This is a genomic window from Halorubrum yunnanense (assembly GCF_026586675.1).
Lineage (GTDB): Archaea > Halobacteriota > Halobacteria > Halobacteriales > Haloferacaceae > Halorubrum > Halorubrum yunnanense.
In genome coordinates this window covers 66,876-87,512 of sequence record NZ_JAODIX010000028.1, presented here as the reverse complement: position 1 = coordinate 87,512, position 20,637 = coordinate 66,876, and the positions used below count along the sequence as shown (strand labels likewise).

The window sequence follows — 20,637 nt, the reverse complement described above, 5'->3', positions numbered from 1 at the left end:
GTTCGCTGGTGAATCTCGCGTATGAACAGCGGTGACCGCGCCCAAAGCGAGGTCATCGGCGCCGTGCTCCTCTTGGGGATCACGATCGCCGCCGTGACGGTCACCGTCGCGACGGGGAGCGCGGCGCTCGGGCTGGTCACGGACGAGGCGCGCTCGTCGAGCGTGGAGAACGGGATGTCTCAGCTCAGCTCCCAGTCGAGCCTCGTCGCCCTCGGCGAGACGGACGCTCGGCGGTTCGACCTCGGCCGCGTCGACGGCGGACGGCTTCGGCTCGACGAGGACGCCGGACGGGTGGAGGTGCGCGTCGAACGGCCGAACGAGACGGAAGTGACGTACAACGAGTCGATCGGCACCCTGGAGTACGTCGGCGAGGAGCGGACCGTCGCGCTCCAGGGCGGCGGCGTCTGGGCCGGCCGGAACGGCCACGGGCGGATGATATCGCCGCCGGAGTACCACTACCGCGAGAGCACCCTCACGTTCCCCGTGGTCCGGCTGACCGGCGACGAGTCGACCCCGTCGAGCGGGACCGGCGTCGTCCGGCGGGCGACGGGCGACCCCGGTGCCGTCGACGCTCCCGGGAACCCGCTGCAGAACGGGACGGTTGTCGTTGAGGTGCAAAGCGAGTACTACGAGGGGTGGTACGACTTCTTCAGCCAGCGCGCCGACGGCGACGTGACGAAGGACGACGCGAACCAGACGACGACGGCCCGGCTGGTGGTGCCGGACGAGGTGGCGTTCGATCGGGCCATCTCGCTCGGCGGCGGCGGGTACACTCACGGGTCGGGGAACGGAAACGGTGGCGGGAACAGCGGTCTCGACGAAGCAGAGTACTCAGTTGGAGATAGTCACCCCGGTATCGAGTCGCTGATCGACTCCAACGTGGAGAATACCACCGAATCGAAGAACTTCACCCAGCAGTGCGTCGACGCGTCGCCGTGCGAGGCGGGGACGTACTACGCGGCGGGCGACACGACGCTCGATCAGAACGTTTCGATCAACACGTCGAACGGAAACGTCACTATCGCCATTGACGGTGACCTCGATCTCAACGGAAAGCAGATCGAAGTGATCGACTCCGGCGACGGAACGGTGAAATACTACGTCAACGGCAGCGTGTACGCAAGCGGCGGAACCTCGGTCGGAACCGTTAGTCCAGAGCCGGAATCGTTCCGAAACCAGTTCTACGTTCGCGAGCACTTCCTCGAAGACGCGCAGGGAAACATTACCATCGACGCGGTCGTGTACGCGCCGAACTCGGACACCAACCTGAACGGGGCCGTCGATCTCCGCGGTGGATTCGCGTTCAACAGCCTGACCACTCAGAGTAATGCATTCAGTATCGAACACGACGCGTCGCTGCTGGGTCGCGATATCACGATCACCGGCGGCGCCGGTCAGAACCCCATCACCTACCTCCACGTGAGCGAGAACGTCGTCGAAGTGGACTTCGACCGGTGAGCGCTCGCGGAGGGGAGGGCGGTCGAACGCCGCCCGTCGTAACGACTAAGAACGAAACGCTCCTCAAGTACGGTAATGAATCACGAGTTTTTCGCCCGAGGTGGTCCCCGTGGGCGTCGAGATTAAGGAGACGGAGGTGAGCGACGAGGAGTTCGAGGCGATGGAGGTGTTTGTGAGGGATTACCTCGCGGCCAGCGTCGAGAGCGAGGAGGACGGCGGGCGGATGCGGTGGTACCCCTGGCACTCCTCGGACTACCGGTTCAACCACATCCGCAACGTCGTCGACCTCGCGGCCGACATCGCCGAGGCCGAGGGCGCCGACGTCGACGTGGTCCGGGTGGCCGCGGTGTTCCACGACGTCGCGAAGCTGGAGGCGGAGCAGGACGTCCACGCCGAGGCCGGCGCGCGCGTCGCCCGCGAGTACCTCGAGAGCCGCGGCGACTACCCCGAGTCGTTCGTCGAGGAGGTGTGCGGGGCGGTCGTCGACCACTCGTACACGGGGGAGCTGACGGACGTACCGCTGGAGAGCCGGTGCCTGATGGAGGCCGACCTGCTGGACAAGGTCGGCGCCAACGGCGCCGTGCTGATGCTGCTGCGGATGGGGTACGAATCCCGGACCCACATGGACGCCGCGAAGATGGTCGACCGGGTCCTCCGGCGCGCACGCGACCACACCGAACGCGTCGTCTCCGACACCGCCGAGAGCATCGCCCACCGGCGCATCAAGCGCGTGAAGTGGCTCCGCGAGTGGCTCGAAGAGGAGGTCTCCGAGATGGACGCCGAGGGCGTCACCGAGCGCTGAGTCGGAGCCGCTTCCGGTTTATCATCGACGGCCGCAGAGCCATCGCTCTCGCCGGCCGCGCTCACGCCTCCGTATCGACCCGTGGAAGCATCGTCTCCAGGTATCGGCGGGCGCCGCGTCGGGTGTCGTCGGCCCAGTCGCGGTCGGCGGTCGTCGCCCAGCGGAGCATCCCCCCGGTCGCGAGCGTCTGCAGGGTGGAGGCGACCTCGACGGGCGCGATGGATGACGGCTCGTCACGGCGGCCTCCTTCGTCGCCGTTCGAAACGCCGGCCGACCCCTCCGCGTCGAGGTCGGCCGCGGCCTCGCGGACGGAGCGTTCGAGGAACGACTCGAACACGCGGTCGCTGCGGTCGAAGTGCTCGCGGTAGGCGTCGTCGCTGGCGGCCTGCGCCCGGAGCTCGACGATGACGGACAGGAACCGGGCGTCCGGCGCGTGCTCGTCGTCGACGGACCCGGGCTCGGTCGTCGCCGCGAGGTAGGCGTCGAGGCGCTCGCGCGCGGTCAGGTCGAACCCGCCGGCCGACGTCGACGCCTCGAACCCGTCGAGGAGGAACTCGAGCAGGTCGACGAGCAGCTCGTCTTTCCCGTCGTAATGGTGGTAGACGAGCGACGGGCTCTTATCGAACTCCTCGCCGATCCGGCTGATCGTGAGGTCGGCGTACCCGTGCTCGCAGAGCGCGCGGAACGCGGCCCCGAGGATGGCCTGCCGGGTGTCGGTCGGCTCCGCGAACGGGTCGTGCATGGGCGACCTACTCCGGTCACATATAAATGGCTCTTGATTGAACGTTCATTCAACACGCTTAACACGCGAGCGACCCACACGATCGTATGACTCGACGCGACGCGGTCGGCGGTCGATCCCCGGTTCGGTGCCCCCCCGCGGCCGATGACGACGGCGACGGGGGAAAGAGATGGGCCGGCTCGCGCGGGCCGGGGCGCTCGCTCTCGCCGCGGTCGCCGTCGCGGCCCTCGTCGGCGGCGCCGCGTTCGCCGGGGCCGCGACGTCCGTCGGACAGGGCTCGCTCGCGGGCGACGACGCACGGGCCGCGGCGGTCGGCCCGACCGCGGCCGACGGCGTCCGCGGGCAGACGACGGACCGACAGATCCGCGGGTCGCCCGTGCTCGACCTGTTCGCCTCGCAGCGCACGGTTCCGAGCGGCGCCGAGTCGACGGTGACGCTCGACATTCTCAACACCGGGCAGATGGAGTTCGGGAACCAGCTCGACCCGCGAGTGACGACGGCGCGGGGGCTCACGCTCTCGATCGACGACGGCGACGTGCCGATCGAGGTCGGCGACGGCCGGACGGTCGTCGGCGACGTGCGGACCGACGCGAGCCCCGTTTCCGTCCCGATCGACGTCACGGTGCCCGGCGACGTGCCGGACGGCCGGTACGAGGTCGAGGTGACCGCCCGGTACCGGTACACCTTCGAGATCATTCCCGAGTTCAACGACCACAAGGACCGGCCGGGCACCGACCGCTTCGACGTCACGATCGTTGTCGACGACGGCGCCCGGTTCGCGATCGTCGAGACCGACACCGACGCGCAGGTCGGCGGGGGCGGCGACGTGACGGCGACGCTGCGGAACGTCGGCGACGAGACCGCCCGCGACGCGGTCGTCACCGGGAGTTCGACGGGCACCGCGGCCGTGATCGGCGACGGGAGCGCGGAGCGGTTCGTCGGCGACTGGGCCCCCGACGAGAACCGGACCGTGACGTTGGACTCGACGGTGTCGCCCGACTTCGGCGAGGGGGCGTACGCGCTCGTGGCGTCGGTCGACTACCGCGACCCGGACGGGATCGACCGGTCGTCTCCCTCCTCGCGGGCGGGGGTGGTGCCGATCCCCGAACAGTCGTTCTCGATCGACGGCGCGGAGGGGACGCTCGAGGTCGGCTACTCCGGCACCGTCAGCGGGACGCTCACGAACGAGGGGCCGCTCGACGTCGACGACGCGGTACTCGTCGCCGACCCGCAGAGCGATCGGGTGACGATCGACGAGCGGCGGTACGCGCTCCCGGAGGTCCCGGCCGGCGAGTCGGTCGAGTTCTCGTTCGACGCCGACGTGAGCGGGAGCGCCGACCCCGGCCCCCGGCAGTTCCGGTTCACCACCGAGTACACGAACGGCGACGCGACGATCGCGGTCGACGAGACCCGACGGATCGAGGTCGCGCCGCGACGGCCGGAGTTCGACCTCGTCGCCGACAACACGACCGTCCCGGCCGGCGAGACGCAGGAGATCACCTTCGAGATCACCAACCAGCGGCCGGAGACGCTGTCGTCGATCAACGCCGGGCTGTACGCCGACAGCCCGCTCTCGGCGCCCAACGACGAGGCGTTCGTCGACGAGCTGGCGCCGGGCGAGTCGAGAGAGATCACCTTCGAGGTGTCGGCCGCGTCCGGCGCGAGCGTCGAGACCCACCCGGTCGAGCTGGACTTCCGCTACGACGACGAGCGCGGCAACGACCGGATCTCGGACGTCACCCAGTACCCGATCGAGGTGACGGAATCGACCGACGACGGCGGGCTCCCGCTCGTCCCGATCGCGGTCGCTCTCCTCGTCGTCGTCGCCGGCGCGGGGACGATCGTGCTCTACCGGCGGCGGTGACCGGATGAGCGACCACATCGCCCCCGCGGCCCGGAGCGGAGGGGAGAGCCCGTGACCGCGGCCGACCGGTTCGTCGAGCGGGTCGACGCGCTCGTCACGGAGCGGCCGGCGGCGGTGATCGCCGTCTTCCTGCTCGTCAGCGTCGTCGCCGTCGGCGGGCTGGCGGGGATCACCACCTCGGCCGGCGCCGACCAGTTCACGCAGGACATCCCCGCGCAGCGCGCGCTCGACGACATCGACGAGGAGTTCGAAACGTCGATAGGCGGGTCGGCCACGTCGGCGCAGCTGATCGTCACCGACGGCAACGTGCTCTCCCGGTCGACGCTGATCCGGGTGTTAGAGACCCAAGATCGGCTGGAGTCGCGGTCGACCCTCAGGGTGCGATCCACGTCGAGCCACGCCGACGCGATCGCCCAGCGGCTCGACCCGAGCGCGGAGACGCCGGGTGAGCGCCGCGACGCGGTCGCGGCGGCGACGCCGAGCGAGCTGCGGGCGGCCATCGCCGACGCCGACGCGGCGGGCGCCGTGGCGCCGCAGGTGTCGGTCGACTACAACCCGACCGCCCAGCAGGCCGGCGCCACGATCGTCGGGATCACCTACGACTTGCCCGACGCGGCGACGACGGCTCGGGTGACCGAGCTGCAGACCCAGAGCGTCGGCGTCGTCGACTCCGTGCCGGGCAACGAGGCCGGCGAGAACGCGATCCTCTTCGGCGACGGGATCCTCCAGTCGGAGATCACGGCGCTGTTGACCGACACCGCGATCATCGTGTTCCCGGCCGCGCTGCTGCTCATCCTGGGCTTCCTCGTGTTCGCCTACCGCGACCCGATCGACATGGCGATCGGGCTCGTCGCGCTCCTCATGTCGCTGCTGTGGACGTTCGGGTTCATGGGGTACGCACGGATCCCGTTCTCCGACTCGCTCATCACCGTCTTCCCGCTGCTGCTCGCCGTCGGGATCGACTTCGGGATCCACATCGTCAACCGCTACCGGGAGGAGCGCGGGGAGGGACTGGGGATCGCGGCCGCGATGCGGACGACGACCGACCAGCTGCTGATCGCGTTCCTGCTCGTCACGATCACCACTGTGTTTGGGCTCGCCTCGAACGTGGTCAGCCCCTTCGAGCCGAACCGCGACTTCGGGCTCGTCGCCGCGGCGGGGATCGTCTTCACGCTCGCGGTGTTCGGCGTGTTCCTGCCGGCAGCGAAGGTGCTCGTCGACCGCCGGCGCGAGCGGCTCCCGATCCCCGAGTTCGGGACGACCGCGCTCGGGTCCGGGGGGTCGCGGCTCGGGCGCGTGCTGCACGTCGGCGTCGACCTGTCGCGGGTCGCCCCCGTGGCGGTCGTCGCTCTGCTGCTCGTCGCTGGCGCGGCCGGCGGCGCCTACGGGACCGGCGTAAACACCGAGTTCTCCGAGGAGGCCTTCTTCCCCGACGAGGACCGGCTGGAGACGTACTCGAACCTCCCGGAGCCGCTCGCGCCGACCGACTACACCTTCCTCCGGGTGCTCACGCTGTTCGAGGAGGAGTTCGAGCGGAGCTTCGTCGGGAGCGTGACGCTGTACGTCGACCAGTCCGTGCGCGACGACGACGCCCTGGAACTGATCGACCGGACCACCCGCAACCCGCCGGACACCTTCGAGACGACCGACGAGCGCCGGGCGGACGCGACGAGCGTCGTGACCGTCATCGAGGACCGGGCGGAGCGGGATCCCGAGTTCGCCGCGCTCGTGGACCGCAACGACCGGCTCGGCACGGGCGTTCCCGACCGCAACGTCGACGAGGTGTACGACGCGTTGCTCGACTCGCCCGCGCGGGGCCAGGCGCGCGGGTACCTCGCGGCCGACCGCGGGAGCGCGCGGATCGACTACGCGATCCGCCCCGGCGTCGACAACTCCGAGGCGGTCGCGGACGTCCGCGAGCTCGCCGAGCGCACGCCCCTCGAAGCGGTTCCCACCGGCGACCTCGTCGTCAACGAGGCCGTGATCGACCGGCTCACGGCGTCCGCGATCCGGAGCCTGATCGCGGCGTTCGTCCTCACCGCGGTCTTCCTGGCGCTGTCGTACGCCTACCTGGAGGGGAAGGCCGTCTACGGCCTGCTCAACCTCGTCCCCGTCCTCGTCACCGTGGGGCTGTTGGTGGGGTCGATGCGCCTGTTCTCGATTCCGCTGACGCCGATCAACGCCCCGATCCTCTCGGTGTCGATCGGGTTGGGGGTGGATTACACCGTCCACTTCGTCCACCGGTTCGTCGACGAGTTCAAGGCCGGGCTCTCGGTCGACGAGGCGCTCGACGTCACCATCGCGGGCACGGGCGGCGCGCTCACGGGGAGCATGCTCACGACGGTCTGCGGGCTCGGGGTCCTCTGGCTCGCGGTGATCCCCCTCCTGCGGGACTTCGGCGTGCTGCTCGCGCTCGGCGTGCTGTACGCGTACCTCTGTTCGATCCTGCTGGTCCCGTCGCTGGTGGTCGTCTGGGGGCGGTACGGCGACCGCGTCGGCCTCGGGCTGGGCGACGGGCTCCGCGCCGAGTCGGCGGACCGGGCAGACTGACCCGTCGCGGCGGCTCGTCACCCCGGTTTCCGTGTCTGGCGGCCGGACAACCCACTGGACCGCCGGTACGGTTTAGTGGTCCCACCGGGAGGATCACGCCGATGCTGGAGTCCTCCATACGCGAGCGGTTCAGTCGAAACGCGAGTGGGGTCGCGGGAGCGGTCGTGACGGGAACGTGGCTCGCGGCGATGTTCCTCGACTTTGAGTGGTGGCTTCCGCTAATGCTGTTCGGCTATATCGTCGTCGTACCCGTGGTCGCGATGGTGTTCGAAGACGAAGAGGCGGACGAGCCGGTCGAAGACGACGCGGGCGACGAGAGGTCCGGGCACGCTCGGGACGCGCTTGACCGGCTCCGAGCCCGGTACGCCGAGGGCGAGCTCACCGACGAGCAGTTCGATCGGAAGCTCGACCGGCTGCTGGAGACGGAAACGCCGGAAGACGCCGCCGAGTACGCCCAACGGGAGCGACCACGGGAGCGGGAACGCGACGTCGAACGCGAGCGGTGACGGAAGGGGGCGTATCGGGGAGACGGGCCGGCGGGAGACGCTCACGGGCCGCGACCGCCCCCGCAACCGCGAACCTCAAGCTTCAATGCGCGCGGCCGACTCGAACGACGTATGAGCGATCAACAGCTTCGCAAGGAAGCGCACGACCTCGACGTCACCGTTTGGGTCGGGAAAAAGGGCGTCGACGCCGTCGTCGAGGAGACGGCCGACCAGCTCGACGACGCCAAGCTCGTGAAGGTGAAGTTCCTCCGGGCGGCCCGGGGCGGGAGCACGACCGACGAGCTCGCCGCGGAGCTCGCCGACGCCGTCGACGCGGAGCTCGTGGAGACGCGCGGGAACACCGCGGTGCTCCACTGATGGGCGCCGCGGGCGGCCCGGACGGGGTCGTCGCCGTCGCGGGGGCGCTGGAGCCGTACCTCGGCCCGCTGACCGCCCTGGCCATCGACGCGGCGGCCTTCCTCGCTGTCGTCGCCGCAACGTACGTCATTTATAAGGCCGCCGTCAAGCCGCTGACCGAGCGGCTGTTCGACAGGCAGGGGCTCGACGAGCACGCGCGACGGCCGCTCCAGAAGATCATCACGTTCCTCGTGCTGTTCGCAGGCGTCACGGTCGCGTTCGGCGCGGCGGGGTATCAGGGGTTCCTGCGCTCGCTGGCGACGATCGCGGCCGCGGCGACGCTCGCCGTCGGCTTCGCGCTCCAGGACGTGATCAAGAACTTCGTCGCGGGCGTGTTCATCTACACGGACAAGCCGTTCCGCATCGGCGACTGGATCGAGTGGCAGGGGAACTCGGGAGTCGTCGAGGACATCTCGCTCCGGGTCACCCGCGTGCGAACGTTCGATAACGAGCTGCTCACGGTGCCGAACCACGCCCTGACGAGCGACGTGGTGAAGAACCCGGTCGCGAAGGGGACGCTACGCCTGAAGTTCGTTTTCGGGATCGACTACGAGGACGACGTCGAGACGGCCACCGACATCATCGTCGAGGAGGCCGAGAGGAGCGACGCGATCGTAGACGACCCCGCCCCCTCGGTCCGACTGATCGAGCTGGCGGACTCGTACGTCGGCCTGCAGTCGCGGATCTGGATCGACGACCCGTCGCGGGCCGACTTCGTCAAGGCTCGCGCCGACTACGTGAAGGCCGTGAAAAAGCGGTTCGACGAGGAGGACATCTCGATCCCGTTCCCGCAGCGCACCGTCTCGGGCCGGAACGAGTGGTCTGAGCCCTCGTCGTTCGGGGGGACGTCGCGGGCCGGGAGCGGCGGGGAGTCGTAAGGCGGGCTCGACTGCGGCTCGGAAGCCGGGAGCGGCAGGGAGGCGCCGGTCACTTCCCTTGCCCCCGCGGTCCCGGCGACAGCATAGTAACCGACTTGAGGGTCCGGTAACTGGGTGTCCCCATGCATGTGGTCGTCATCGGGGCCGGCGAGGTCGGCACGAGCATCGCTTCGAGCCTCGCGTCTGACCACGAGGTCGTCGTCGTCGACGTCGACCCCGAGCGCGCGGAACAGCTAAAGTACGAGCTCGACGTACTCACCATCGCCGGCGACGGCACGACCTCCGACATCCAGACGGCGGCAGAGGTCGGCCGCGCGGACATGGTCATCGCCTGCACCGACAACGACCAGACGAACCTCGTCGCCTGCGGCACCGCGAAGACGCTCGGCGACGGGTTCACGATCGCCCGGGTGAAAAGCACCGACTTCCTTCAGACGTGGAACCGAAGCGAGGGCGCCTTCGGCGTCGACTTCATGGTGTGTACGGACCTCCAGACGGCGGAGAACATCGTCCGCGTCATCGGGCTCCCGGCGGCGATCGACGTCGACCCATTCGCCGGCGGGCTGGTCCAGATGGCCGAGTTCGAGGTCGACGAGGAGAGCCCGGTCGCGGGACAGACGGTCCTGGAGGCCGACCGCTACGAGTCGCTCACCTTCGTGGGCCTGTTCCGCGACGGGGAGATGACGATCCCGCGCGGGGACACCGGTATCGAGGCCGGCGACCGGGCGGTCGTGGTCGGGAGCCCCGAGAGCGTCCAGGGGTTCGCGACCGACGTCGCGCCCGAGACGACCCCCGGCCGCGCCGACGAGATCGTCGTCGTCGGCGGCAGCGAGATCGGCTACCAGACCGCGCGGCTGCTGGAGGAGATCGACTTCGAGCCGCGGCTGATCGAGCGGGACGCCGACCGCGCGCGCTGGCTCGCGGAGAACCTCCCGAACACCGTCGTGATGGAACACGACGCGACGGACACCGAGTTCCTCGCGCGCGAGCACGTCGACGAGGCCGACGTCGTCGTCACCGCGCTCCGGTCCGACGAAAAGAACCTGCTCATCTCCGTGCTCGCCAAGCGGCTCGGCGTCGACCGCGTGATCGCGGTCGTCGACAGCCCCGACTACGTCACCGTCTTCGAGGAGATCGGGATCGACATCGCGATCAACCCCCGCACCGTGACCGCCGAGGAGATCACGCGGTTCACCTACGAGAGCGTCGCAGAGAACATCGCTGTGCTGGAGAACGACCAGGCGGAGGTCTTGGAGCTCGAGCTCACCGACGGGTGCGGGCTCGTCGGGCGGCCGATCTCGGAGATCGTCGCCGAGACCGACGCGCGGTTCGTCATCGGCGCGATCACGCGCGACCACGAGATCGTCACTCCTCGGGGAGACACCGTCCTCCGACCGGGCGATCACGTGATCCTGCTCGTGGAGACGGACTCAGTGAGCGCGATCACCTCGATGGCGTGAGAAACCCATGAGCACCACGATCCGAGTCGGCTGGCGGGCGAGCGTGGGGCTCACCGGCGACGTCCTCGCCGCGCTCCCGGTCCCGCTGGCGCTCCCGCTGCTGATCGCGCTTTACTACGGCGAGTCGCCGCTTCCATTCCTCGCCGCGATTGCGGTCTCGCTCGCGCTCGGCGCGGCGTTCCGGTCGGTGCAGGACCCGGAGCAGAACCTCGGGCCCCGCGAGGCGTTCCTCGCGGTGGCGATGATCTGGTTCCTCGTCGCCGCGGTCGGCGCGATCCCGTTTACCGTCGCCGGCGTCGGCACGGTCGCACACCCGGTGAACGCGATGTTCGAGGCGATGAGCGGGCTGACGACGACGGGCGCGACGGTGCTGCGCGACTTCTCGCTACACTCGCGCTCGATCATGATGTGGCGGCAGGTGATCCAGTGGCTCGGCGGACTCGGCATCCTCATCCTCGCGACCGCGGTGCTCTCCGAGCTCGGCGTCGGGGGGGCACAGCTCATGGAGACGGAGTCGCAGACGGAGGACGTCAACAAGCTCACACCGAAGATATCGCAGACGGCGCAGCTCATCTGGGGGATCTACTTCGGACTCACGGGGCTCGCGGTCGTCGTCTACTTCCTGTTGGGGCTCGCCGTTGACCCGCAGATGGGCCTCTACAACGCGGTCGCGCACGCGTTCACCTCGGTCGCGACTGCCGGGTTCTCGCCCGAACCGCTCTCCGTCGGCGCGTTCCACCCGCTCATCCAGTGGGCGGTCGTCCCGTTCATGGTGATCGGCTCGACGAGCTTCGTCCTCATCTACTTCGCCATCAACGGCGAGCCGATGCGCCTCTTAAAAAACGAGGAGTTCCACTTCTACCTCGGCGCAATGGCGACGCTCGCGACGATCGTCGCGGTCGGGCTGTTCCTCGACCCAAACACGACCTTCGGGGCCGAGGGGACGGTCCGCCACGCCGTGTTCAACGTCGTGTCCATCGTGACGACGACGGGGTACGCGAGCACCGACTACGTACAGTGGGCGCCCGCGGCGAAGCACATGCTGTTCATGGGGATGTTCATCGGCGGGATGGTCGGGTCGACCACCTGCTCGATCAAGTCGCTCCGGTGGCTCGTCGCGATGAAGTCGTTCAAGCGGAACCTCTTCACGGCCGTCCACCCGGAGGCGGTGCGGCCGGTCCGGATCTCGGGGAAAACCGTCGACGAGGACGCGATCCGGGACATCTACGCGTACCTCCTCCTGTCGCTCGTCATCTTCTTCCTGCTGGCCATCGTGATCGTCGTCGACGCCGAGCGGGCGGACGCCCGGGTGGACGAGTTCGAGGCGCTCGGCGCCGCGGCGACGACGTTCCTCAACATCGGGCCCGCGTTCGGCGACGCGGGCCCCTACGGGACGTTCGCGACGTTCCCGATGACGACGCGGGCCGTGATGATCGTGTTGATGTGGGTCGGCCGGATCGAGATCGTCCCCGTCCTCGTGCTGCTCACGAAGACGTTCTGGACGTCGTGAGGCTCTCGCCATCCCCCCTTCGACAGTTTAATACAGCGAACGGGCGACTCCCATATCGATCGAGTAATTATGTCGTGGGGGGTCAACTGGAAGGCGAGCGTGGGGCTTCTCGGGGTCGGGATCAAGTACCTCGCCGTCACGCTGCTGGTTCCGCTGATCGTCGCGCTCGCGTACGGCGAAGACATCTGGGTGTTCCTGGTGTCGATGGCGCTCGTCGCGGCGCTCGGCTTCGCGGTCGAGCGGGTCGATCCCGACCCGGACCTCGGCCCGCGCGAGGCCCTGCTTTTCGTCTCGCTCGCGTGGCTCGCGGCGGCGGTCCTCGGCACGATCCCCTACATGCTCGCCGGGTACGGGACGGCGTCGACGGTTGCGCACCCGGTGAACGCGCTGTTCGAGTCGATGAGCGGGTTCACCACAACGGGCGCGACGGTCCTCGGCAATATCAGCACAGACCAACACTCCCACGCCCTGCTGATGTGGCGACAGCTCACGCAGTGGCTCGGGGGGATGGGGATCATCGTGCTGATGATCGCCATCCTCCCGGAGGTCGCGGTCAACGGCGCGCAGCTGATGGATTCGGAGGCGCCGGGACCGGAACTCCAGAAGCTCACGCCGAAGATAGCCGAGACGGCGCGTGCGCTCTGGCTCATCTACTTCGGGTTTACCGTGCTGCTCGCGGCGCTCCTGTACTCGCTCCACCTCCTCGGGATGGCCCCGAACATGGACCTGTACAACGCGGTGGCGCACGGCTTCTCCACTCTCCCGACCGGCGGGTTCTCGCCGCAGGCCGACAGTATCGGGTACTTCTCGGCCGCGGTACAGTGGGTCGTCATTCCGTTCATGGTCGTCGCCGGGGTCAACTTCGCGCTGTTCTGGCACGTGTTGCGGGGCGAAGCCGAGGTGATGCTGGAGAACGCGGAGTTCCGCGTGTACGCGGGGGCGCTCGCAGTCATCACCGCGGTACTCGCGATCCTGCTCTTCCGCGGTGCGGCTCCGCCGATCGAGCTCGGCGGGACGACGCAGGGAGTCGCCGGGAACTCGGTCCGACAGGCCGCGTTCCAGGTCGGATCGTTGATGAACTCGACCGGGTTCGCCACCGCTGACTTCGCGCAGTGGGACGCACACGCGCAGATATTCCTCCTGTTCGTGATGTTCATCGGCGGGTCGGCCGGATCGACGGGTGGCGGAGTCAAGATCGTCCGATGGATCATCGTCGCGAAGGCGATTCGCCGAGAGCTGTTCACCTCGGCGCACCCCGACGTCGTACAGCCGGTCCGGCTCGGCGGGAACGTCGTCGACGAGGACGCGATCCGCGGTATCATGTCGTTCACCCTCCTGTACATCGCGCTGTTCGCACTCTCAGCGGTGTTCATCGCGCTCGACACCACCCGGGTGGGAATTCAGCTGTCGGTACTGGAGTCGATCAGCGCGTCGCTCGCGACGATCGGGAACATCGGACCGGGATTCGGCCGGCTCGGGCCGTTCGGGAGCTATCTCTTCTTCCCGAACACGTCGAAGTTGCTGATGATCTTCCTGATGTGGATCGGCCGACTGGAGATCGTCCCGGTACTCGCGATATTCATTTCCGGGATCGATACGCGGTAGTGCGCGAGGGCGACACGCGGACGCGACAGTCATCAGCCCGCTGTTCGGACCGGCCCGAGGAACGTATCTTCTTAACGAACGAGGGAGTTGGTAGCCGTATGACGAGTCACGACGAGACGCACGGACGGAACCTGCTCGGGCACGCGCTCCTCCCCGTCGCCAACGAGGACGACGCGCTCGCGACGGCGCGGGCGCTCGACCCCTACGACCCCGAGCGCGTGACCGCGCTCCACGTCGTCGAGAAGGGCGACGGCGTTCCGGACAAGACGCCCGTCGAGCAGTCGGAGGACCTCGCGGCCGAGTCGTACGCCGCGGTGCGGACGGTGTTCCCGGACGCGGACGAGCACACCGCCTACTCCCGGAACGTGGTCGAGGCGATCGTCGACGCCGCCGACGAGGTGGGAGCGAGCGCGATCGCCTACCGCTCCCGGGGCGGGAACCGCCTCGCGCAGTTCCTCTCGGGCGACCTGTCGGTGAAGCTCGTGACCGACGCCCCGATTCCGATCGTGGCGCTCCCGCGGACGGGGTCGGACGAATGACCGACCGACGGCTCGGGAGCGATACGGGTCGCCGTCGGCTTCCGTCGGCCGGGAGGTAACGGACCGCGACCGATGACCGAGACCGACGACGGCCCGACGGTGCTGGTCGCGCTCTCGAACCCCCGGACCGAGAGCGCGCTCGTCGCGCTCGCCGGCGCGCTCGCGCGGCACGAGGGCGGTCGCGTACTCGCGGTCCACGTCGTCACCGTCCCCGACCAGACGTCGCTGGAGAAGGCCGCGGAGAGCAGGGCGAGGCTCGACGGGTCGTCCGACGAGCTGCTCTCCGCCGCCGTCGCCGACGCCGCCGCCTTCGGCGTCCCGATCGAGACGAAGACCGTCCTCTCGCACCGCGGGATCGAGGAGGTGTTCGACGCCGCGCGCACGAACGACGCCGACGCCGTCGTGATGGGCTACGGCGGAACCCGGTTCGCCGGGGGGCGGGTCGAGGGCTCGCTCGACGAGATCGCCCGCGACCTCCCGTGCGACTTCCTCGTCTTCGACGGGGCGCAGCCGAACCCGACAGACGTGCTCGTGCCAACCGCCGGCGGCCCCTCCTCGGACCTCTCCGCGGAGGCCGCGGCGGCGCTTCGGGACGTCCGCGGTGCGACCGTCTCGCTGCTGCACGTCGTCGACCCGGGCGGCGAGGAGGCCGGCCGTGAGTTCCTCGCGGCGTGGGCCGCCGGCCACGGCCTCGGCGACGTCGACCTGCGCGTCGAGGCGGGCGACGTCGAGGAGACGATCGAGCGCGTCGCCGAGGGGTACGACCTCGCGATCGTCGGCGCGACGGAGCGCGGGCTCCTCTCGCGGATCGTCCGCAGGTCGCTGGCGTACGGGGCGATCGAGCGCCTCGACACGCCGGTGCTGCTCGCGGAGCGCCCCTCGGCGCGGTCGCTCCGCGAGCGGTTGGTCGGTGGGCGCTGACGCGGCCGCCTCGCGGCGACCGGGCGACGGGAGCGGTCCGGCGGCGTCGCGGCAAAATATAATGAATATTTATACGAGTTCGGCGGGTAGCTGGCGACATGTACGACGACGAGGAGCTCTCCGAGATCCGCGAGGCCCACGCCGAATGGGAGGCGGAGACGCTCGACCCGACCCTCGGCCGGCGGGGCGAGCGGAACGACCGGTTCGCGACGGCCTCGAACCGGGAGGTCAATCGCTTATATACTCCCGAGGACGTGGCCGACCTCGACTACGGCGAGGACCTGGGGCACCCGGGCGAGGAGCCGTACACCCGCGGCGTCTACCCGACGATGTACCGGGGCCGGACGTGGACGATGCGCCAGTTCGCCGGCTTCGGCACCGCGGAGGAGACGAACGAACGGTTTCACTACCTGATCGACGAGGGCCAGACCGGGCTCTCGACCGCCTTCGACATGCCGTCGCTGATGGGGCTCGACTCCGACGACCCGATGGCGCTCGGCGAGGTCGGTAAGGAGGGCGTCGCCGTCGACACGCTCCGGGACATGGAGGTGCTCTTCGACGGCATCGACGTGGGCGAGGTGTCCACCTCCTTCACGATCAACCCCAGCGCGCCCGTGATCTACGCGATGTACGTCGCGCTCGCCGACCGGCAGGGGGTGCCCCGCGAGGAGCTCCGCGGGACCCTCCAGAACGACATGCTCAAGGAGTTCATCGCGCAGAAGGAGTGGGTGATCCCGCCGGAGCCCTCCCTCGAACTCGTCACGGACACGATCGAGTTCGCGGTCGGCGAAACGCCCTCGTTCAACCCCATCTCGGTGTCGGGGTACCACATCCGCGAGGCGGGCTCGACCGCGGTCCAAGAGCTCGCGTTCACCCTCGCCGACGGGTTCGCGTACGTCGAGGACTGCCTCGACCGCGGGCTCGGGATCGACGAGTTCGCCCCCCAGCTCTCCTTCTTCTTCAACTCGCACAACTCGATCTTCGAGGAGGTCGCGAAATTCCGCGCCGCCCGCCGGATCTACGCGCGGATCATGGGCGAGTGGTACGGCGCCGAGGCCGACGCCTCGAAGCAGTTGAAGTTCCACACCCAGACCGCGGGCCAGTCGCTGACGGCCCAGCAGCCGTTAAATAACGTCGTCCGCGTCACGCTCCAGGCGCTGGCGGGCGTGCTCGGCGGCACCCAGAGCCTCCACACCAACTCCTTCGACGAGGCGCTGGCGCTCCCCTCCGAGCAGGCGGTGCGGGTCGCGCTCCGCACCCAACAGATCATCGCCGAGGAGTCGGGCGCGGCCGACATCGTCGACCCCCTCGGCGGCTCGTTCGCGGTGGAGGCGCTCACGGACGAGGTCGAGGCGGAGGCGACCGCGTACATCGAGGAGATCAGAGAGATGGGGGACGGCTCCGTGCGTGACGGTGTGCTCCGCGGGATCGAGCAGGGGTACTTCCACCGCGAGATCCAGGAGGCCTCTTACGAGTACCAGGAGCGGGTCGACTCGGGCGAGGAGACCGTGGTCGGCGTCAACGCCTACCGAGTCGAGGCGGACCCAGAGACCGACCTGCTCCGCGTCGACGAGACGACACGGGAGCGCCAGCTCGACCGGTTGGAGTCGGTGAAGGCGGAGCGCGACGACGACGCGGTCGCGGCGACCCTCGACGACCTGCGCGACGCGGTCGACGCCGGGGAGAACGTGATGCCGGCGGTCGTCACAGCGGTGAAGGCGTACGCCACGATGGGCGAGATCATGTCGGTGTTCGAGGCGGAGTACGGGACGTATCAGGAGCGGATCGGCGTCGCGTGAAAAGGGGTTCGCGGGGACCGCGGGCGCGGGCCGGACCGACCGGGCCGGGGATCAGATCGGACCGACCGGGCCGGGGATCAGACCGGATCGACCGGGCGGGCGGACTCCGCGCACCACGCGTTGCCCCGGCGGCCCGCCCGCCGGAGGTCGAGCTCCACGACCGACCCGGCGTCGAGCGACGACAGCTCGTCTTCCACATCGGGGTCGTCGTACTCGACGACGTACAGCGTCCCGTTGCGCGGGTATTCACGGAGCGTGATCGCTCCGTGGTCGTTGCACGCTCTCACGACGGTATACTTCCCGGTTCGGTTCATCACACGACGACGCTACTCCTTCCGGCGTCTTAGCTGACTATAGGCGCTAAGCCCCCGTCCTCAAGGAGCGAACGAAGTGAGCGAGTAGGGCGGGGATACAGCGCCGTCATCGTTTTACTTTCACTACACGGCATAGCCTTACTACCCCTGCGATTAATGTCGGTAGTACGATGCTCACCACGCTTCCGGTGGTGTTCAAGCGCGAGAAGAAGCGCGCACCCTCGGTTGTGGCTGAGTGTCCATCCGGTAGGAGTGGGACACTCCGAACCACCCGTGAAGGGAAGTCGCCTGCGGAGTCTGGAATCCCTGTGCCCACGTCGGGTATAAATTCTGACGCAGAAACAGGAAGCCCTGTCCTCAACAAGCGAGGGGCGAGTAGCCCCGAGCGCGGTAGGTCAGGGTAGTTCACTTACCATCTCCCTACCGGCGCGAGAGACCCTGACCGCGGCGTCTCGAAGGCGACCCGGACGAGCCGACCGCGAACGGTCCACTTTAATCGGCGCGCCGCCTCGCTCGGGTATGACGGAGACGGAGGTCCCGGAGGATCACCCGCGGTACGCCTCGCTCGTGACGCGCCACCGGATTGAGGCGGGCGTCGAGACGGGGATCACCTCGAAGCAGGGGCTCATCGCGCAGGGGCGTGGCGAGGCCTTCGACTACCTCCTCGGCGAGCGCACGCTCCCGAGCGCGGACCGCGCCGCGCGCGCCGCCGCGGCGACGCTGCTCGCGGCCGACCGCCCGGTCGTCTCGGTGAACGGGAACGTCGCGGCGCTCGCCCCCGCAGAGACGGTTAACCTCGCGGACGCGGTCGACGCCGACCTGGAGGTGAACCTCTTCAACCACACCGACGAGCGTGTTCGCCGGATCGCCGACCACCTCCGCGAGCACGGCGCCGACGAGGTGAAGGGGCTCGCGGGCGACGGCGAGATCCCCGGGCTGGAGCACGCCCGCGGCGTCGTCGACGCCGACGGGATCGAGGCGGCGGACGTCGTCGTCGTCCCGCTGGAGGACGGGGACCGCGCCGCAGCGCTCGACGCGATGGGGAAGACGGAGATCGTGATCGACCTCAACCCCGGGAGCCGGTCGCCGCAGACGGCGGACGTCCCGATTATCGACAACCTGATCCGCGCGGTCCCGAACATCGCGGCGCACGCTCGCGACCTCGCGGGCGCGTCCCCCGAGGAGCTGCGGGCGGTCGTCGACGCGTTCGACGCCGACGAGGCGCTGGGGGCGGCGGAGGCCGCCATCCGCGGGGGGTCGTTTGCGACGCCGGACAACTCATAACCGAACGTCGGACGACTCGTAGCTCGACGCCGGAACTGCAAAAACAGTCCCCGACGTATTTCGGGCATGGAACTCGACGAGACCGACCGCGAAATTCTCAGGATCCTTCAGGAGAACGCCCGGACGCCGTTCTCGGAGGTCGCGCGGCGGATCGATATGTCGAGCGCGACCGTCCACGATCGGGTGGGGCGAATGGAGGAGGCCGGGGTCATCGGGGGGTATCACGCCGAGGTCGACCCCAAGGCGGTCGGCTACGGGGTCAGCGCGTTCGTCGGGCTGCGCGTCGAGCAGGGGCGCGAGGAGGACGCACTCGAGCGGCTCCGCGACATCGACGGCGTCAGCGAGATCCACCTGACGACCGGCGAGTGGGACGTCATGCTGCGGGTCGTCGCTGCCGACACCGACAGCCTCCGAGAGCTGATGTTCGAGGAGGTCGCGGAGATGGACGGCTTCTCGCGCTCGCAGACGATGATCATCCTCGGCACGGACTTTGACGCCGATGGACCGCCGATCTGAGTCGCTCCCGACTCGCCGAATCGGCGAGTCGGGACCGGAACGCTAAACTCGGGAACACTCCGAACGGAACTCATGAGCACACCGGTCGCCGGACGGGTCGGGTTATCACCGGAGCGGACGTGGGCGGCGGTCGTCGGCGGGTTCTCGCTCCTGCTGGCGATCGGATCGGCGGTCTTCCCGCGGGTCGTGTACGACCGGTTCATTTGGCAGTACTTCTGGGGACCGGTCGTCGCCGACGGCCGGGGCGCGCAGTGCGCCGTCCGGGACGCGAGCGGCACGGAGCTGCTCGGCGGATCGGGGGCGTGTCAGGCCGCCGTCGACGCGGGCGAGGTCGTCGCGTTCCCGGGGTACACCACCGTCTCGACCGTGAGCTACGTGGTCGTCCTGCTCGCGATGCTGATCGGCGTCGTGTTCCTCCTCCAGCGGCTGGAGATCGGCGAAGAGCTGCGCTTTTTCCACGCGCTGTTCCCGTTCATGCTGCTCGGGGGCGCGCTCCGCACCGTTGAGGACTCCGGCGTCGCCGCGCTCCGCGCCGGCACGGAGCCGCTGATCCCCTTCCCCGCGAGCGCCCTGCTGATCAGCCCGTTCATCTACTTCACCGCGTTCGGGTTCACGCTCGCGTGCGTCCTCGCGGCGTACGGCCTGGCGAACCGCGGCGCGGTCGACGACTACGCCAAGCCGCTGTTCGCGATGGGCGCGCTCGCGCTCGCGGCCTCGATCGGCTACCTCTCGTATCTCGCGGCCACGACCGACTACGTCGAGTTCTACCCGCAGGTGCTCGCGTTGACCGTGGCCATCGCGAGCGTCGCGGCCGCGATCACGTGGAAGCTCGCGACCGCGTACGAGCCGACGGTCCGGGAGGGGACGGGCGTCGCGGGGGTCGTCATCGTCTGGGGCCACGCAATCGACGGCGTCGCCAACGTGATCGGGCTCAACTGGATGCCGGCGTTGACCGGGACGGCGAACCTCGTCCCGAAGCACGTCGTCAACGCGGCGATCGTGAACTGGACCGGCCGGCTCCTCCCGGACTCGATACTCGCCGTCACCGGCGACGCGTGGCCGTTCCTCCTCGTGAAGCTCGCCGCCGCGACGTTCGTGGTCTGGGTGTTCAACGGCGAGATGTTCGAGGAGTCGCCGCGGTACACGCTGATGCTGCTTATCACCGTGTTGGCGGTTGGGCTCGGACCGGGGACGCGCGACATGCTGCGCGCGACGTTCGGTATTTAAGTATCGGACGCGGGTTTTTGTGTCGCTCATTTATAAGTGGTTGACCTGTGATCGGCGGCGACAACCGCAGTGTTCACACCGACTCGCGTATAAGTGGTCGCCGACAGATCGACGGTGAACACCGCCAAAGCCCTAGTCATGCACTTATAAATGGCTGATCACGGATCGACGGTGAACACCGCCAAAGCCCCAGTCGCGAGGGCGGCGCACGCTCGCTGCGCTCCTCAGTCGTTCGCTTCGCTCACTCCTTGCGGTGCTTGCATCGC

The 20,637-nt window shown here is 68.9% G+C and carries 18 protein-coding genes; 16 read left to right on the top strand and 2 right to left on the bottom strand.

All coding sequences use genetic code 11. The features are described 5' to 3' along the window. Nucleotides 1–21: 21 nt before the first annotated feature. Both N5096_RS06635 and N5096_RS06630 read left to right on the top strand, forming a co-directional pair. Nucleotides 22–1,458: a DUF7289 family protein gene (locus tag N5096_RS06635; RefSeq protein WP_267663528.1), complete on the top strand. Its 1,437-nt coding sequence runs from the start codon at nucleotides 22–24 to the stop codon at nucleotides 1,456–1,458. A 100-nt stretch (nucleotides 1,459–1,558) separates the two neighbouring features. Continuing rightward, nucleotides 1,559–2,260: an HD domain-containing protein gene (locus tag N5096_RS06630; RefSeq protein WP_267663527.1), complete on the top strand. Its 702-nt coding sequence runs from the start codon at nucleotides 1,559–1,561 to the stop codon at nucleotides 2,258–2,260. Nucleotides 2,261–2,321: 61 nt separating this feature from the next. Here the strand turns inward: N5096_RS06630 and N5096_RS06625 are convergent, their stop codons facing one another. Continuing rightward, complete coding sequence (locus tag N5096_RS06625; RefSeq protein WP_267663525.1) at nucleotides 2,322–3,002, bottom strand: TetR/AcrR family transcriptional regulator; 681 nt, start codon at nucleotides 3,000–3,002, stop codon at nucleotides 2,322–2,324. Between the two features lie 169 nt (nucleotides 3,003–3,171). Between N5096_RS06625 and N5096_RS06620 the strand changes: the two genes are divergently transcribed. The 11 genes from N5096_RS06620 (at nucleotide 3,172) to N5096_RS06570 (ending at nucleotide 17,030) form a co-directional block, all read left to right on the top strand. Next, nucleotides 3,172–4,866 carry a COG1361 S-layer family protein gene (locus N5096_RS06620; protein WP_267663524.1) on the top strand — a complete coding sequence of 565 codons (1,695 nt, stop codon included), beginning with the start codon at nucleotides 3,172–3,174 and terminating at the stop codon, nucleotides 4,864–4,866. 51 nt (nucleotides 4,867–4,917) lie between these two features. Next, a complete protein-coding gene (locus tag N5096_RS06615) occupies nucleotides 4,918–7,416 on the top strand; it encodes an efflux RND transporter permease subunit (RefSeq protein ID WP_267663523.1) in 2,499 nt (832 codons plus the stop codon). 101 nt (nucleotides 7,417–7,517) lie between these two features. Continuing rightward, a complete protein-coding gene (locus N5096_RS06610; protein ID WP_267663522.1) occupies nucleotides 7,518–7,922 on the top strand; it encodes an SHOCT domain-containing protein in 405 nt (134 codons plus the stop codon). Nucleotides 7,923–8,033: 111 nt separating this feature from the next. Beyond that, nucleotides 8,034–8,279 (top strand): YhbY family RNA-binding protein, encoded by a 246-nt coding sequence (locus tag N5096_RS06605; protein ID WP_267663521.1) that lies wholly within the window; start codon nucleotides 8,034–8,036, stop codon nucleotides 8,277–8,279. Continuing rightward, entirely contained in the window at nucleotides 8,279–9,196 is a 918-nt protein-coding gene (locus N5096_RS06600; protein WP_267663520.1) for a mechanosensitive ion channel family protein, read from the top strand. Before N5096_RS06605 ends, N5096_RS06600 begins: the two co-directional genes overlap by 1 nt. 122 nt (nucleotides 9,197–9,318) lie before the next feature. Further along, on the top strand, nucleotides 9,319–10,656 hold the full coding sequence (gene trkA / locus N5096_RS06595; protein WP_267663519.1) for a Trk system potassium transporter TrkA: 1,338 nt from the start codon (nucleotides 9,319–9,321) through the stop codon (nucleotides 10,654–10,656). Nucleotides 10,657–10,663: 7 nt separating this feature from the next. Further along, nucleotides 10,664–12,166, top strand: a complete 1,503-nt coding sequence (locus N5096_RS06590) for a TrkH family potassium uptake protein (protein WP_267663517.1) — start codon at nucleotides 10,664–10,666, stop codon at nucleotides 12,164–12,166. A gap of 69 nt (nucleotides 12,167–12,235) precedes the next feature. Continuing rightward, the gene (locus tag N5096_RS06585) at nucleotides 12,236–13,771 is read left to right on the top strand and encodes a TrkH family potassium uptake protein (protein ID WP_267663516.1); all 1,536 of its coding nucleotides are present in this window, start codon (nucleotides 12,236–12,238) and stop codon (nucleotides 13,769–13,771) included. A 98-nt stretch (nucleotides 13,772–13,869) separates the two neighbouring features. Further along, nucleotides 13,870–14,310 (top strand): universal stress protein, encoded by a 441-nt coding sequence (locus tag N5096_RS06580; RefSeq protein WP_267663515.1) that lies wholly within the window; start codon nucleotides 13,870–13,872, stop codon nucleotides 14,308–14,310. 72 nt (nucleotides 14,311–14,382) lie between these two features. After that, nucleotides 14,383–15,231: a universal stress protein gene (locus N5096_RS06575; protein WP_267663514.1), complete on the top strand. Its 849-nt coding sequence runs from the start codon at nucleotides 14,383–14,385 to the stop codon at nucleotides 15,229–15,231. Nucleotides 15,232–15,329: 98 nt separating this feature from the next. Continuing rightward, nucleotides 15,330–17,030, top strand: coding sequence for an acyl-CoA mutase large subunit family protein (locus N5096_RS06570; RefSeq protein ID WP_267663513.1), 1,701 nt, complete (start codon nucleotides 15,330–15,332; stop codon nucleotides 17,028–17,030). 77 nt (nucleotides 17,031–17,107) lie between these two features. On the opposite strand, the gene N5096_RS06565 is transcribed toward N5096_RS06570, so the two are convergent. Next, nucleotides 17,108–17,344: a DUF7999 family protein gene (locus tag N5096_RS06565; protein ID WP_267663512.1), complete on the bottom strand. Its 237-nt coding sequence runs from the start codon at nucleotides 17,342–17,344 to the stop codon at nucleotides 17,108–17,110. Between the two features lie 519 nt (nucleotides 17,345–17,863). Here N5096_RS06565 and N5096_RS06560 point away from each other — a divergent pair. From N5096_RS06560 to N5096_RS06550, 3 genes are all read left to right on the top strand, one after another. Continuing rightward, nucleotides 17,864–18,628 carry a phosphopantothenate/pantothenate synthetase gene (locus N5096_RS06560; protein ID WP_267663511.1) on the top strand — a complete coding sequence of 255 codons (765 nt, stop codon included), beginning with the start codon at nucleotides 17,864–17,866 and terminating at the stop codon, nucleotides 18,626–18,628. Nucleotides 18,629–18,694: 66 nt separating this feature from the next. Further along, entirely contained in the window at nucleotides 18,695–19,144 is a 450-nt protein-coding gene (locus N5096_RS06555; protein ID WP_267663510.1) for an Lrp/AsnC family transcriptional regulator, read from the top strand. Nucleotides 19,145–19,216: 72 nt separating this feature from the next. After that, complete coding sequence (locus tag N5096_RS06550; protein WP_267663509.1) at nucleotides 19,217–20,371, top strand: DUF63 family protein; 1,155 nt, start codon at nucleotides 19,217–19,219, stop codon at nucleotides 20,369–20,371. Nucleotides 20,372–20,637 lie beyond the last annotated feature (266 nt).

Bases quoted from the DNA above. Each gene is read 5' to 3' on its own strand.
- N5096_RS06585 (WP_267663516.1), top strand. From the start codon at position 12,236: ATGTCGTGGGGGGTCAACTGGAAGGCGAGCGTGGGGCTTCTCGGGGTC.
- N5096_RS06635 (WP_267663528.1), top strand. From the start codon at position 22: ATGAACAGCGGTGACCGCGCCCAAAGCGAGGTCATCGGCGCCGTGCTC.
- N5096_RS06575 (WP_267663514.1), top strand. From the start codon at position 14,383: ATGACCGAGACCGACGACGGCCCGACGGTGCTGGTCGCGCTCTCGAAC.
- N5096_RS06550 (WP_267663509.1), top strand. From the start codon at position 19,217: ATGAGCACACCGGTCGCCGGACGGGTCGGGTTATCACCGGAGCGGACG.
- N5096_RS06570 (WP_267663513.1), top strand. From the start codon at position 15,330: ATGTACGACGACGAGGAGCTCTCCGAGATCCGCGAGGCCCACGCCGAA.
- N5096_RS06625 (WP_267663525.1), bottom strand. From the start codon at position 3,002: ATGCACGACCCGTTCGCGGAGCCGACCGACACCCGGCAGGCCATCCTC.
- N5096_RS06560 (WP_267663511.1), top strand. From the start codon at position 17,864: ATGACGGAGACGGAGGTCCCGGAGGATCACCCGCGGTACGCCTCGCTC.
- trkA (WP_267663519.1), top strand. From the start codon at position 9,319: ATGCATGTGGTCGTCATCGGGGCCGGCGAGGTCGGCACGAGCATCGCT.
- N5096_RS06610 (WP_267663522.1), top strand. From the start codon at position 7,518: ATGCTGGAGTCCTCCATACGCGAGCGGTTCAGTCGAAACGCGAGTGGG.
- N5096_RS06620 (WP_267663524.1), top strand. From the start codon at position 3,172: ATGGGCCGGCTCGCGCGGGCCGGGGCGCTCGCTCTCGCCGCGGTCGCC.
- N5096_RS06600 (WP_267663520.1), top strand. From the start codon at position 8,279: ATGGGCGCCGCGGGCGGCCCGGACGGGGTCGTCGCCGTCGCGGGGGCG.
- N5096_RS06555 (WP_267663510.1), top strand. From the start codon at position 18,695: ATGGAACTCGACGAGACCGACCGCGAAATTCTCAGGATCCTTCAGGAG.
- N5096_RS06565 (WP_267663512.1), bottom strand. From the start codon at position 17,344: ATGAACCGAACCGGGAAGTATACCGTCGTGAGAGCGTGCAACGACCAC.
- N5096_RS06605 (WP_267663521.1), top strand. From the start codon at position 8,034: ATGAGCGATCAACAGCTTCGCAAGGAAGCGCACGACCTCGACGTCACC.
- N5096_RS06590 (WP_267663517.1), top strand. From the start codon at position 10,664: ATGAGCACCACGATCCGAGTCGGCTGGCGGGCGAGCGTGGGGCTCACC.
- N5096_RS06580 (WP_267663515.1), top strand. From the start codon at position 13,870: ATGACGAGTCACGACGAGACGCACGGACGGAACCTGCTCGGGCACGCG.